Annotated in this window: 9 protein-coding genes, 1 tRNA gene and 1 rRNA gene; 4 read left to right on the top strand and 7 right to left on the bottom strand. The window is 58.8% G+C overall.

Annotated features, from left to right (window positions below; translation table 11 throughout):
* The 6 genes from ABIB44_RS18005 to ABIB44_RS17980 all read right to left on the bottom strand — a co-directional run.
* Positions 1-289, bottom strand: a 16S ribosomal RNA gene (locus ABIB44_RS18005); the annotation flags it as partial.
* A 912-nt stretch (positions 290-1,201) separates the two neighbouring features.
* Complete coding sequence (locus ABIB44_RS18000) at positions 1,202-2,470, bottom strand: adenylosuccinate synthase (RefSeq protein ID WP_354586061.1); 1,269 nt, start codon at positions 2,468-2,470, stop codon at positions 1,202-1,204.
* 108 nt (positions 2,471-2,578) lie between these two features.
* Entirely contained in the window at positions 2,579-2,929 is a 351-nt protein-coding gene (locus ABIB44_RS17995; protein ID WP_354586060.1) for an STAS domain-containing protein, read from the bottom strand.
* Positions 2,926-3,396, bottom strand: coding sequence for a Fur family transcriptional regulator (locus tag ABIB44_RS17990; RefSeq protein WP_354586065.1), 471 nt, complete (start codon positions 3,394-3,396; stop codon positions 2,926-2,928). Before ABIB44_RS17990 ends, ABIB44_RS17995 begins: the two co-directional genes overlap by 4 nt.
* Before the next feature lie 201 nt (positions 3,397-3,597).
* A complete protein-coding gene (locus ABIB44_RS17985; protein ID WP_354586059.1) occupies positions 3,598-3,927 on the bottom strand; it encodes a CHY zinc finger protein in 330 nt (109 codons plus the stop codon).
* Between the two features lie 2 nt (positions 3,928-3,929).
* Positions 3,930-6,128 (bottom strand): RelA/SpoT family protein, encoded by a 2,199-nt coding sequence (locus ABIB44_RS17980; RefSeq protein WP_354586058.1) that lies wholly within the window; start codon positions 6,126-6,128, stop codon positions 3,930-3,932.
* Positions 6,129-6,412: 284 nt separating this feature from the next.
* Between ABIB44_RS17980 and ABIB44_RS17975 the strand changes: the two genes are divergently transcribed.
* From ABIB44_RS17975 to clpX, 4 genes are all read left to right on the top strand, one after another.
* Positions 6,413-6,494: transfer RNA gene (locus tag ABIB44_RS17975), tRNA-Leu, on the top strand.
* A gap of 89 nt (positions 6,495-6,583) precedes the next feature.
* Entirely contained in the window at positions 6,584-7,906 is a 1,323-nt protein-coding gene (tig, locus tag ABIB44_RS17970) for a trigger factor (RefSeq protein ID WP_354586057.1), read from the top strand.
* 159 nt (positions 7,907-8,065) lie between these two features.
* Positions 8,066-8,782 (top strand): ClpP family protease, encoded by a 717-nt coding sequence (locus ABIB44_RS17965; RefSeq protein WP_354586056.1) that lies wholly within the window; start codon positions 8,066-8,068, stop codon positions 8,780-8,782.
* Between the two features lie 278 nt (positions 8,783-9,060).
* Entirely contained in the window at positions 9,061-10,284 is a 1,224-nt protein-coding gene (clpX, locus tag ABIB44_RS17960; RefSeq protein WP_354586055.1) for an ATP-dependent Clp protease ATP-binding subunit ClpX, read from the top strand.
* Between the two features lie 77 nt (positions 10,285-10,361).
* On the opposite strand, the gene ABIB44_RS17955 is transcribed toward clpX, so the two are convergent.
* Entirely contained in the window at positions 10,362-13,877 is a 3,516-nt protein-coding gene (locus tag ABIB44_RS17955) for an IPT/TIG domain-containing protein (protein ID WP_354586054.1), read from the bottom strand.
* Between the last annotated feature and the right edge of the window lie 122 nt (positions 13,878-13,999).

The raw sequence follows: 13,999 nt of genomic DNA, 5'->3' as shown, positions 1-13,999 counted from the left end.
TCTCAGCTCCCCTAGCCATCGTCGCCTTGGTGAGCCGTTACCTCCCCAACTAGCTAATGGCACGCAACCCCATCTGAATCCAATAAATCTTTAACTGTTACTTGATGCCAAATTGCAGTTTTATGCGGTATTAATCCGCCTTTCGGCGGGCTATCCCCCAGATTCAGGTAGGTTGGTTACGCGTTACGCACCCGTGCGCCACTATCTCTATTGCTAGAGACCGTTTGACTTGCATGTATTAGGCCTGCCGCTAGCGTTCATCCTGAGCCAAGATCAAACTCTCCATTGTAAAAATCTCTACACCATTCCGAAGAATGGCTGATGTCGAGTGCTGACCTTGCTCACATATTGACATTATGGTCAAATTCGTTTCGCTTGGTTTGTTTCACTGTGTTTCTTCCGAAGAAAAAACAGCAAATGAAACTCTTACTATTTGTCTATTTCCGTCATTCAAAGAACGTGTGATGTTTCCATTTGAAACATCAGTGTGGATTGCTTTTCAATCCATTACCGTTGTATTTGCAGCGCTTTGTTCGTTTTGGGAGTGCAAAGGTAGCAAATTTCTATCACTTTCAAACTGTAAGACGAAAAAAATTTAATTATTTTCGATTCGTTTTTCAAGTTTGTGTGCTTCCGGTTGAAGCGGGTTGCAAAGGTACGGTGGCTTTTTTCGGCTTTCCAAGGAATCCGAAAAATAATTTCAAAGCTTGTGAGCGTAGCATGGAATAGACAAGCTAGTCATAGCAGTAGTTCCGTAACGTTTCAATTTCTGCCAGTAACTGGCGTTTTTGGCGTGCCCCTTAGTCCGTTTGACGTCTTGGGACTGCAAAGGTAGAAGGAGATTTTGGGTGAGCAAGCGGGTTTATACGAAATAGCTGAAACGAGGTTGTAACTAGCTGATTGATGCGATGAAAAACTTCCGCTGATATGGTGTTGCATTGAGGAATGTGATTGAACACAGCTTAATAATACTGAAAAAGGGCAGCATTTATTTCGGCTCGTTGCTATTGGCGATTGTATCCATTAATCTCTGAATCGCTGAGCAGTAGTAAACCGTTCCTGTTGTTAGCGGTGCTGATTTCGGGCTTTCGAAGGCAAAAAGCCCCGCGAATGCTTTCTCCTTAATACAGGAAAGGCACCTCGCGGGGCTCCGACAGTGGATTACTCAAATGAGACCATCGGTTTCATCATTCATCAGTTACTAGCGATGGAGAGTGCTAACGCGGTCGGGACCGACACTGACGATGCGGATGGGCACTTGGAGTTCGCGCTCTAGGAAATCGAGGTAGGCGACGAGGTTGGCGGGCAGTTGGGCGGCGTCGGTGATTTGGGTGAGGTCGGTGTTCCAGCCGGGGAGGGTGATGTACTCGGGGGTAACGGTGGTGAGCTCGCCGGGGTCGGGTAGTTGGGGGGTGCTTTCGCCGGTGGCGGTGCGGTAGTGGGTGCAGGCCTGGATTTCGGTGAAGGCGTCGAGGACGTCGGCTTTCATCAGGTGGAGCTCGGTGACGCCGTTGAGCATGATGGCGTAGCGGAGAGCGGGTAGGTCTATCCAGCCGGTACGGCGCGGGCGGCCGGTGGTGGAGCCAAACTCGCGGCCGGCCTGGCGGATTTGTTCGCCTACTTCGTCGTGGAGCTCGGTAGGAAACGGGCCGCTGCCAACGCGGGTGCAGTAGGCTTTGGTGATGCCGTAGACCTTATCGATGTGGCGCGGGGCGATGCCGAGGCCAGTGCAAGCGCCGGCGGCAATGGTGCTGGAGGAGGTAACGTAAGGATAAGAGCCGAAGTCGATATCTAACAAGGAGCCTTGGGCACCTTCGGCGAGGATGCGCTTGCCTTGGGTGAGGAGGTCGTTGAGGAGGTATTCGGTGTCGGTGAGCTGGAGGGTACGCAGGAACTCGACGGCGGAGAAGAACTCGGCTTCGAGGGCTTCGATTTCGAGTTCCTTGTGGTTGTGGGCGGCGATGGCGGCGTGCTGTGCGACGGCTTCTTTGTAGCGCTGCTCGAAATCGGGCAGCAGAATGTGGCCTACGCGGAGGCCGACACGGCCAATTTTATCGGAATAGGTGGGGCCGATGCCTTTGAGGGTGCTGCCGATTTTAGTGTTGCCACGGGCTTCTTCGCTGATGCGGTCGAGGGCGCGGTGCGACGGGAGGATGAGTTGGGCCTTCTTGGAGATGTAGAGGTTCTTGGACCAGTCTACTCCCCTATCGGTGAGTTTCTGCAGCTCCTGGCGGAACACAACGGGGTCGAGGACGACGCCGTTGCCGACGATGTTGAGGATGTGGGGGTGAAAAATGCCGCTGGGTACCTGATGCAGAACGTGCTTTACGCCGTCGAAGAAAAGGGTGTGGCCAGCGTTGGGACCGCCCTGGAAGCGAGCCACGGCATCGTAGGTTGGCGCTAATACGTCTACAATTTTGCCTTTGCCTTCATCGCCCCATTGGAGGCCTACTAATACGTCTACTGGCATGTGCTTGTGTGAAAACCTCACCCCCGGCCCCTCTCCGAAAGAGTGGGGAGCCTGACGATGAATAATTGAAAAGTTACTGGTGACAGATTTGGGCAAAAAAACGGCCGCCTAATTGGCGGCCGGGGTTAGCTGTTGGCGGGCGGCGGCTTCGTCGGCCGAAACGGTGAAGATGTTGTTTAGCTTCGTGATGGCCAGCATCTTTTTAGGGTGGTCAGCGGGATTGATGAGGACCATCTCGCCGCCGCGGCTGCGGAATTTGGTGAGCAGCGAGACGAGGACGCCAATGCCGGTGCTGTTGATGTAGCGGATTTCGGAAAGGTCGACGGCGCACTGGTTGAGCTCTTCGCCGAGGTGCGTATTGACGGATTGCAGGAGTTGGTCGGTATCGGGGCTGCCGATGAGGTCGCCGCTGAGGCGAACAAACAGAATGCCGTTATCGACGGTGCTGGTGGAAGTCATGCGTGGGTGTTTCGGGCGGCCGCTTGGGCGCGGCAGTCGCCGCAGATGCCGTACAAATTTAAAGAATGATGCAAGATATGGAAGTTCAGGAGGTCGCCGACCATGGTTTGGATTCCGTGGATGCGGGGGTCACAGAATTCTACCACTCTATGGCATTCGGTGCAGATGACGTGGTCGTGCTGGCGGTAGCCATAGCTCTTTTCGTACTGAGCAAGGTTGCGGCCGAACTGGTGCTTGCTGACAAGGCCCTGCTCGACCAGCAAATCTAGGGTGTTGTAAACGGTGGCGCGGCTCACTTGCAGGCCCCGCTCCTTCATGCCGGCGTAGAGCTCATCGACATCGAAGTGACCGGAACGAGCATAGATTTCCTCGAGAATGGCGTAGCGCTCGCCGGTTTTGCGCAGGCCCTTATTTTCGAGGTGGGCAGTGAAGAGTTTTTTCACCTCCTCGAGCTTATCGGTATTCAACGTGGCCTGGGAGGCAGCGCTGGGCGTGTGCTTGGCCGCGTAGCCGGTTTCGGACGAGCCGCCTATGCCTTGCCCGGCCGCATCGGCGGAGAGATTAGACGGGTTTGGGACGGCGGCGGGTTTATTCACTGTATATATAAGGAGTGATGCGGTGGGACAAAAGTACGGCTGTTCTAACGGAACACATACCCCCCGGTGCGCCTACTGCTCGAAATAGAGGTGGTAGTGGTTGGCGCATCCTGGGTTAAAGGCAGCCTGGCAGTACGGGCAGGTACTATCGCAGCTTAAATAGCTGGCGATGGTGAGGATTTGGTGGCAGCTACCGCAGTAGACGGCTTGGGTTTGGAATTCGGCTTGGGGCCAGACTTGCGCCTCGTGGCCGGCATTTTCGTTGTGACAGTGAATGCAGGCGTAAAATTCGCCGCAGCATTTGTGCCGGATGGCGATGATGTCGCGCTCGGAATGATAGTGGGCACACTGGGTGCGCTCGTTGACGGCCGTGCCGTGGATGCTGGGCTTGGGTGGGTTCACTTCTACGAATCGAACCGCTCGACCTGGAGTACGCCGTCGACTTTTTTGAGGCGCTGGATGAGCTTGGTTAAATGGTCGGTGTCGTTGACGAAGACCATAATCTGCCCTTCAAAGAAACCGTCATCGGCCGTAATCGTGATGGAGCGCATGTTCACCTTGAGGCTGGTGCTGATGATGCGCGTGACGTCGTTGACGAGGCCCACGCGGTCGGAGCCCTTGAGGCGGACACCGGCCAGAAAGGCCAGCTCGAGCTGCTCGGTCCATTTGGCACGCACGATGCGGTTGCCGTAGTTCGACATGAGGTCGACGGCGCGGGGGCAACTGGTGCGGTGAATGATAAGGCCCTGGTCGGTTTCGAAGCCGAACACGTCGTCGCCGGGGATGGGGTTGCAGCAGCGGGCGATGCTGTAGTTAAACTTGTCGGTGTGCTCCCCTACTACGAGCATATCCGGTTTTACGCCTCGAATTTTTTGAACCTCATTGTCGAAGGTTTTGGGTTCGAGCACGGCCGGTAGCGGCTTTTCAGAGCTAAAGAGCGACTCGCGAATGACGCGGCCATCAATCTGCCCCACGGCCAGGCGGTAATAGAACTCCTGGGCGCTGGCCGCGTTGAAATAAGTCAGCAGGCGGTTAAAATTGTCCTGTGTAAAAGGCACGTCGATGAGCTCCAGCCGCTTTTCGAGCAGGAAGCGGCCGTCTTCGGCTTTGGCGCGCTTGTCGTCGCGCAGGAAATCCTTGATTTTGGAGCGCGCCTTGGTCGTGATGACGTAATTGAGCCATTCAGCCGTGGGGCGCTGCTTGTGCGAGGTCAGGATTTCGACCTGGTCGCCGTTGTGCAGCTGGTAGCTGAGCGGTTCCAGCTTCTGGTTTACCTTGGCCCCGAGGCAGTGCATGCCGATTTGGGAATGAATATCGAAGGCAAAATCGAGCGCGGTGGCCTTGTCGGGCAGAATCACCAGCTTGCCCTTGGGCGTGAAGGCATAAACCTCCTTCACGAACAGGTTCTGCCGGAATTCGTCCATGAATTCGAGGGCGCTGGAGTTGTTCGACTCCATCATCTCGCGCACCTTGTTCACCCAGCCTTCGAGCGAGCTTTCGGGCTGGATGCTGCCAGTGTCCTTGTATTTCCAGTGGGCGGCGTAGCCTTTCTCGGCGATATCGTCCATGCGGCGCGAGCGAATCTGCACTTCTACCCACTGGCCGGCCCGGCTCATTACGGTGGTGTGCAGGCTTTCGTAGCCATTGGCTTTGGGCGTGGAAACCCAGTCGCGCAGACGGTCGGGGTTGGGCTGGTAGAAGTCCGTCACAATGCTGTATACCTGCCAGCAGGCGGCTTTCTCCTGCTCCGGCGGCACATCCAGAATTACGCGAATAGCAAACAGGTCATACACCTCCTCGAAGGTGATGTTCTGCTTCTTCATCTTTTTGAGGATAGAGTAGATGCTCTTGGGCCGACCCTTGATTTCGTACTCGAAACCCTGCACCTTTAGCTCCTCATCAATCGGCTGCACAAACTCCTTGATAAAGCGGTTGCGGGCGGCCTGGCTCTGGCGCACTTTAACCCGAAGCTCGTTGTACATCTCCGTATCGGTGAATTTGAGGTACAAATCCTCCAGCTCACTCTTTATAGTATAGAGGCCGAGGCGGTGAGCCAGCGGCGCGTACAGGTACAGCGTTTCCGACGCGATTTTGAGCTGCTTGTGGCGCGGCATCGAATCCAGGGTCCGCATGTTGTGCAGGCGGTCGGCGATTTTGATGAGAATCACGCGCACGTCCTCGCTCAGCGTGAGCAGCATTTTGCGGAAGTTTTCGGCCTGCTCGCTGGTACCGTACTCGAATACGCCCGAAATCTTGGTCAGCCCGTCGATGATGCGGGCTACTTTGCTGCCAAACTCGCGCTCGATGTCGGAAATTTCGGTGGGCGTATCCTCCACCACATCGTGCAGCAGAGCGGCCACAATGCTGGTGGTGCCGAGGCCGATTTCCTCCACCGCAATCTGGGCTACGGCCAGCGGGTGCAGAATGTAGGGCTCGCCCGATTTGCGGCGCATTTCCTTGTGGGCCTCCAGGCTCTGGTTGAAGGCTTTTTTGATGAGCTTGGGGTCGCCGTCCTTCAGGTACGGCTTGGCGGTGCGCAGCAGGCGACGGTAGTGGCGCAGGATTTCCTGGCGCTCGGCTTCGGGAGAGATAACGGGAGGCATAATAGGTAAAGTAACAACTAGCGGGCGGAAAAGGTGGCCGGGCGGCGCTGGTTAGGAAAAAACGTCATGCAGAGCGCAGCGAAGCATCATGCCCGCAATTAGTAAGCTAAAATGCTCCAAAGATTGATTCAACGGTGGCGGGCAAGATGCTTCGCTGCGCTCTGCATGACGTTCTCATTGTTTGGGTGGTCCTCCTGCACCCTAACTACAAAACCCTTTTGCACGCAAACACTTTCCCGAGTACCTTTGCGGGCCCGTAGCAAATGGCGACGGGCGCTCATATTGCGGATATGGCGAAATTGGTAGACGTGCCAGGTTTAGGTTCTGGTGCCGCAAGGCGTGTGGGTTCGAGTCCCTCTATCCGCACTTTCAATCTGATGTAGGCCTTCAGTCGTATAGGCTGGAGGCTTTTTTTTCAACCTTTCAATCTGGCCGGCAGCAGCTGGCTCCCTGTTTTGAACATTACTCTCGACAAGAACGACGAGCAGCTGACCGGGCTGCTGACCGTGAACCTGACCGAAGCCGACTACGCGCCCACCGTCGAAAAACAGATTAAAGAGTACACCAAGCGCGCCCAGGTAAAGGGTTTCCGCCCGGGCATGGTGCCCGTGGGCATGGTGCGCAAGATGTACGGCAAAGGCATTCTGGGCGAGGAAATCAACAAAATGCTGGGCAAAGCGGTGGATTCCTACATCAAGGAGAACAACGTGAAGCTGCTGGGCGAGCCCCTGCCCGTGCCGTCGGAAGTTAATTTCGACACGGACAAGGATTTCGCTTTTCAATTTGAGTTGGGCCTGCTGCCCGATTTCGAGCTGCCCGCCGACCTCACCGTGGAGCGCCACCAGGTGAGCCTCGACGAGGAAACCCTCAACCAGACCAACGAGCAAATTGCGCGTCAGTACGGCGAGACGACCAACCCCGACGAGTCGGAGGCGGGCGACTACCTGTTCGGCAAACTGAAGAAGGAAGGTGAAGAGGCCGAAGGCCGCACCATCCTGCTGCCCATCGCCAAGGTAACCGGCGACTCGGCTCCTTTCATCGGCAAGAAGGCGGGTGATGTGGTGAGCTTCGACCTGCAGGCGGCTTTCAGCAACGACGCGGCTTCGATTTCGAACTTCACCGGCCTGAGCAAGACGGAAGCTGCGGAGGCCACCGGTAATTACGAACTGAGCGTGGAGAAGGTGAACCGCACGGCCGCCCCGGAAATGAACCAGGAGCTGTTCGACAAAGTATTCGGCCCCGATGCCGTATCGAGCCAGGAAGAATTCGACGCCAAAGTGCGCGAAACCATTCAGGAGAACTACGACCGCGAGAGCGATGGCGCGATGAACAACAGCATCGTGGAGCAGCTGGTAAGCAAAACCGCAATCAAGGTGCCCACGGAGTTCTTCAAAAAGTGGCTGGTGCGCGCCAACGAAGGCAAACTGACCGCCGAGAAGGTGGAAGAGCACTACGCCGACTACGAGAAAGAACTGAAGTGGAGCATGATTCGCAACAAGGTGGTGGAAGACGCCGGCTTGAAGGTGAGCAACGACGAGATTGTGGACCGCACGCTCGACAAAATCATGGGCCAGTTCAACATGCCCAACATGCCCGACGAGATGCGCGAGTCGATGCGCAGCTACGCCGACAGCTTCTTGAAGCAGGAAAACGGCAAGAACTACGTGAGCGAGTACGAGGCCATTCTGGCAGAGAAAGTAATCGAAAACCTGCGCGGCAAAGTTGTTGTTACGGACAAGCCCGTAACGGCCGAAGAATTCCGGACCCTGCATAGCTAAGCCTTCGCGCTGCCCTACGCAGACCAGTATTTGGAAAAGCCCTTACGGAAACGTAGGGGCTTTTTTGTTGGGGTTCCAACAACATTTGCTTTCTTCGCTCGTCATTCTAACCTCAAACATCACCTGCGCAAGCTGCGGCCTGCGCGCCATTTTTCTCCCATGAATCCATTACTGAATAGACAAGAGTTTCGCAAGTTCGCGGTGAAAGGACAGGGCCTCAACGGCCTGGGTGTAGACCAGTACCTGAACCACATGGAAGGCCAGGTGCGCAACGGCATGATGCTGCCCACCAACATGACCCGCTCAGTGATTGAGGAACGGCCACAGAACTTCCGCGAAATTGACGTGTTTTCGCGCCTGATTATGGACCGCATCGTGTTCCTGGGCACGGCCGTGGACGATTACATCGCCAACATTCTGACGGCGCAGATGCTGTTCCTGGAGTCGGCCGATGCCAAGAAGGACATCCTGCTCTACATCAACTCGCCCGGCGGCTCGGTGTATGCCGGCCTGGGCATCTACGACACGATGCAGTATGTGAACCCGGACGTGGCCACCATCTGCACCGGTCTGGCCGCTTCGATGGGCGCCGTGCTACTCGCGGGCGGTGCTGCTAACAAGCGCTCGGCCCTCCCCCACGCCCGGGTGATGATTCACCAGCCAAGCGGCGGCGCGCAGGGACAGTCGTCGGACATTGAGATTACGGCTCGGGAAATCCTGAAACTGAAGAAGGAGTTGTATGACATTCTGGCGCAGCACACCGGCAAAACCTACCAGGAAATCCACGACAATTCGGACCGCGACTACTGGATGCGCGCCGACGAGGCCAAAGAGTATGGCCTGATTGACGAAGTGCTGGAGAAGAAGAAAGCCTAGTCACGAATTCGTCGGATTTCTTCGGATTTCCCGGATTCTAGAGACGATAAAAAAAGCTCCTGCTGAATTGGCAGGAGCTTTTTTCTTACCCTGTGGCCATTGGCTGAGCGGACACTGAACTGGCTTTGAGTTGACTGCCCGGCCAGTATCGGCTAATGATAGTAGGGGTTACTTCGGATGGAGGCACCTTTTTTCTGGCCGTCGACGTTGGGCCTGTCGTATCTTTGAGCCCGCTTGTCCAAAAGACAGCCCTCCCACCCTCTTCTATTCCTTTTTCCGTGGCTGAAATATCCTGTTCCTTTTGCAATAAGAGCAAGCGTGAAGTTGCCGTCATGATTTCGGGCATCAATGCCCACATCTGCGAGCAGTGCGTGGGCCAGGCCCAGCACATCCTCACCGAGGAGGCCAAGGCCCAGGAAGCCGGCAAGCAGCCCAAGTTCAACCTCATCAAGCCCAAGGCCATCAAGGAGCACCTCGACCAATACGTGGTGGGCCAGGACGAAGCCAAGCGCGTGATGGCCGTGGCCGTGTACAACCACTACAAGCGCCTGATGCAGAAGCCCCAGGAAGACGAAGTGCAGATTGAGAAGTCCAATATCATCATGGTGGGCGAAACCGGCACCGGCAAAACCTTCCTGGCGCGGATGCTGGCCAAAATCCTGCAAGTACCCTTCTGCATCGCCGATGCCACCGTGCTGACTGAGGCCGGCTACGTGGGCGAAGACGTGGAAAGTATCCTCACCCGTCTGTTGCAGGCGGCCGATTACAACCTGGAAGCTGCCGAGCGCGGCATCGTGTACATCGACGAAATCGACAAGATTGCCCGCAAGAGCGACAACCCCAGCATCACGCGCGACGTGAGCGGCGAGGGCGTGCAGCAGGCGCTGCTCAAGCTGCTCGAAGGTACTAACATCAACGTGCCACCGCAGGGGGGCCGCAAGCACCCCGAGCAGAAGATGATTTCGGTGAACACCGAGAATATCCTCTTTATCTGCGGGGGCGCGTTCTCGGGCCTCGACCGCATCATCAAGAGCCGCCTGAACACCAAGCCCATGGGCTTCGCCAAAACCAACCTCGATGAGCAGGTGGACACGCAGAACTTCCTGCGCTACGTGTCGGCCCAGGATATCAAAAGCTTCGGCCTGATTCCTGAACTGATTGGTCGCCTGCCGGTGCTCACCCACCTCAACCCGCTCGACCGCAGCACGCTGCGCCTGATTCTGACCGAGCCCAAAAACTCGCTCGTGCGCCAGTACAAGCGCCTGTTCGGCATGGAGAACATCGAGCTTAGCTTCACCGAGGATGCGCTGGAGTACATCGTAGAGAAGGCCGACGAGTACCGCCTCGGCGCGCGCGGCCTGCGCTCCATCTGCGAAAGCATCATGACCGATGCCATGTTCGAAATGCCCTCCGAAGCAGAGTCAGATGCCTTGCAAATCAACCTGAGCTACTGCCGCAGCAAGTTCGAGAAGTCGCCGTTGCGCCACATGCGAGCGGCGTAAGCAGTTAACAATTAGACATTAAAAATGCCCGCATGAATTATCAGGCGGGCATTTTTATTCCTAATGTCAGCTGTCTTCTACTCCACTACCACACGGCGGGTAATGGGAGCCTGCCCATCGGCCTGCACCGTTAGCAGGTAGGTACCGGCGGCCAGGCCGCTTAGCGGCAGGTCGAGGGCGAGGCCACTGAAGCGGCGCGTGGCCACAGGCTGGCCCAGCACGTTGCGCAGGGTGGCGCTGGCCGAGGTGGCAACGGCGGAGAGCGTTACGTGCATGGTGCCCTGGCCCCCTACCGGGTTGGGATACACGCTAAAGCCACCGGACTGCACCGGGCGGCCGGCTCTGGCGGCTGTGCCCGGGCGGGCCGGGCCGCAGGTTACGCTAAGGCCGAAGGGACCGACGGCCCCGGCATAGCCGCTCACGAAGATGAGGTAGGGCGTGCCGGCCACCGACGTAAAGGCTACTTCCGAAGCGGTAGTGCTGCAGCTGGGGCCATCGTCGTTACCACCCACGCAGGTGAGGCTGCCGCAGGTGCCCGAGTACACGAACAGCTTGCTGTCGTAGTTAGTAGTGGGGGTGCAGGTCGATACGACCACGGCCTGGCCGTTGCCTACGAAACGGTAGAATACGCCGCCGCCATCCACGCTTTCGGTGCAGCTGCCGGTGGGGTCGCCGATGGCATCGGCTCCGATGGTCGTACCAACCAGGGTCTGGCCGCAGGCAATGGGCACAGCATTGGCGCACAGGTCGTTGGCCGGCGGCACCAGAAAGTCGGTGGGCGAAGTGCCCACGCCGGCAATGCCCGTTACCAGAATGGGGCCGGTAACCACGCCAGCGGGCGCCGTGGCCGTAATCTGGGTGGCCGAGTTCACGGTGTAAGTGGCCGCCGCGCCGCCAAACGTCACCTGCGAAGTACCCACGAAGTTGTTGCCGCTGATGGTGACTACCGTGCCGGCCGGACCACGGCCGGGCGTGAAGGCCGCGATTTCGGGAGCCTGAATGACCACGAAGCTGCTGGCCGACTGGCCGGTGCTCACGGGCGTAGTCACGGCTACGGGGCCGGTAGTCGCGCCCACCGGCACAGTCGCGGTAATCTGGGTGGCCGAGTTCAGGGTAAATGTGGCGGCGATGCCGTCGAACGTCACGCGCGAGGTTCCGGTGAAGCCTACGCCACGGATGACGACAGTAGCGCCCTCCGGCCCGGTGGCCGGGGCAAAGCTGCTAACAACGGGTGCGGTGCCCACCACAAACGCAGTGGCTGAAGTAGCCGACCCATTCCAGCCCATTACGGTGATAAGACCGGTCGTGCTGCCGGCCGCCACGGTGGCCGAGAGTTGAGTAGCCGAAACCACGGTGAAGCGCGCAGCGGCCCGGCCGTTGAATTTCACGGCGGTGGTCAGGCCAAAATTCGACCCCAGGATGGTGACTACCGTGCCAACTGGCCCACCCGTGGGCGAGAAACTGCTGATGGTAGGGCTGGCCACGGCTGGCACAATAGTGAAGTCGGTATTTGAAATATCGAAGAAGTAATTGTCGGCGGCCTCCACCATTAGGCGGGCGTGGGGGTTGGCGGCCGCGAGGCGGGGCACCAGTACCACGGCGCTACCGTCGTTGGGCTCGTCATCGGCCAGTACCGTGGGGTAGGTCAGGCCACCATTGAGGCTGAGGCGGATGCTGACGCGGGCGCAGCTGACGGGAGCGGCGGTGGTGTTGGCCACGTTCCAGGTTATGGCCTGGGCCGAGCCGCCCACCCAGGTTACGGCGGTGTTGGGAGCCGTGAGCGCGAAAGGACCGGCCGAACGGGTCACGCCCAGCTCGACGGGGGTGGTGTAGGCCACGCTGCCCACCACGCCCGAGGGGCCGCTTTGTGCCGTGCGGGCCGTGCAGCGAAACTTCAGGGTGCGGCTCACAGTGGGCAGGCGCTCGCCGAATACGGTGGTATTGTTCAGCAGGTCGCTGAGGCGGGGGAAGTAGCGGGTACGGCTGGCCGAGGGCACGAAGCTGCGGAACAGCGGCACGGTGCGGCCCGCCACCTGCGGGTCGTTGGGGGCATCGGCCGGGCCGAGGTCAATTTCTTCCCAGAGGTAGGTTACAGCGTTATCGTCGTCGTCGCCAGCCTGGGCCTTCAGTTTGAAGGGCGTGCCCACGGGCAGGGTTTTGCCATTGGCCGGGCCGCTCACCAGCGGAGCCGTATTGCCGGTAGGCGTGGCTACGGCGCAGGTACCGCTCTCGATGAAGGCGCGCATTTCCTCGTAGTTGCCGGTATGAAAAAACGGGTCGGAGTTCGGCTGCAGGTCATTGGCCGAGGTGCAAATGCCCGCGTAGGCCATGATGGTGCTGCCCGAGCCCGGCTCGAAGGCCGTACCCGGGTTGCGGTTGCCGCCGCCGCAGGAGCCGGCCTCCCCGTTGAACGTGTGGTTGCCGGCAAACTGGTGGCCCATCTCATGGGCCACGTAGTCGATGTCGAAGGCATCGCCCACGGGGCTGGGCGAGCCGGTGACGCCTTCGGCTTTCAGGCCGTCGTTGCACACCACGCCCAGGCCGGCAATGCCGCCGCCGCCGGTGCTCACCACGTGGCCGATGTCGTAGTGGTTGGGGCCGATGAGCTGGTCGATGTTGGCCTGGTTTTCGGCCAGCATGGCTCCGCCGTCGAAGTTATCGTAGGGCGTGGGCGGCTGCGGGCCGGTGCCGCTCAGGAAAATCAGGCGGTCGTTGTGGCGCACCAGCACCAGGCGCACGGCCAGCTCGCGCTCGTACACGCCCACCACGCGGTTCACGGTGGCTACCTCACCGGCCATTACGCCGGCAGCGGTGTTGCCCTTGGTCAGGGCATATTCGGGGGTATTGGCCAGGGCCAGGCGGTAGGTGCGCAGGAGCAGCTTATCCTTGCGGCCGGCCGTGGTAGCGTTCGTTTTGGCCGCAGCAGCCTGCCGCTGGGCCGTGGCCTGCTTATCAGCCAGCGAGGGCTTAAAGCCGCAGCTGAAACTGCCCGCCCCGGCGGCGGCGCGGTCCATGTCGCGGCGGTAAAAGCTCAGGCAGCGCCGGGCGTCGGTGGCGGTAGCCGGGTCGATGTAGAAGCTGTTGCCATCGTCGGTGAGCACCTGGGCATGAAAACCCTGGGGCGACAGGTCGAGCCGCACGGTGGCAGCGGCATCGTCGAGGCCCACCCCGGCGTAGGTTTTAATTCCGGGGAATTTCGCGGCCAGCTCGGGCTCCATCACCGGGGCCTCGCGCAGGGCGAAGCGGGCGGTGCTGCCGTCGGGCAGCGGTAGCGCCAGCACCAGCGGGGCGGCGGTGGCTTGGGTTTCGGGTGGGGCCGTGGCCAGGGCGGCCCGCAGGCCGGGCACGTCGAGGCTCAGGGCCTGGGCGTGGCGCAGGGCGGGAGTCAGGCGCGACTTCGCCGCCGCCGATTTGGCCGCCGCGTCGGCCGTGAAGAAGTTGGGAGCCGGCCGCTGCTGGGCCTGCGCTACGGAAGCGAGACCCAGCCCGAGCAGTAACAGCGCACCGAACTGTTTCAGACGAGTACCAGCGCCGGCCGCAGCCGGAGCACCCGACCCCAAAGGAGCCGCCAAATTGCAGGAAAGTTGTTTCATAGAAAAAGAGAGATAAGTACAGTGTTAAAAGTAAGTCTTTTAGTACTCAAGTACTAAAAGACTTACTTTTTTTCAACACCAACATTTTGGCTTGCCCGCAGCCCGTGGTTTCCCCGTGGGCT

Origin of the sequence: Hymenobacter sp. UYCo722 (genome assembly GCF_040547115.1) — a bacterium.
GTDB lineage: Bacteria > Bacteroidota > Bacteroidia > Cytophagales > Hymenobacteraceae > Hymenobacter.
Note: the sequence above shows the minus strand (reverse complement) of the source record. Positions and strands in the feature narration are given on the sequence as shown.

What these genes read in the sequence shown, in the direction of transcription:
- ABIB44_RS18000 (WP_354586061.1), bottom strand. Translation starts at nt 2,470, where the DNA reads ATGCCAGTAGACGTATTAGTAGGCCTCCAATGGGGCGATGAAGGCAAA.
- ABIB44_RS17995 (WP_354586060.1), bottom strand. Translation starts at nt 2,929, where the DNA reads ATGACTTCCACCAGCACCGTCGATAACGGCATTCTGTTTGTTCGCCTC.
- ABIB44_RS17980 (WP_354586058.1), bottom strand. Translation starts at nt 6,128, where the DNA reads ATGCCTCCCGTTATCTCTCCCGAAGCCGAGCGCCAGGAAATCCTGCGC.
- ABIB44_RS17965 (WP_354586056.1), top strand. Translation starts at nt 8,066, where the DNA reads ATGAATCCATTACTGAATAGACAAGAGTTTCGCAAGTTCGCGGTGAAA.
- ABIB44_RS17955 (WP_354586054.1), bottom strand. Translation starts at nt 13,877, where the DNA reads ATGAAACAACTTTCCTGCAATTTGGCGGCTCCTTTGGGGTCGGGTGCT.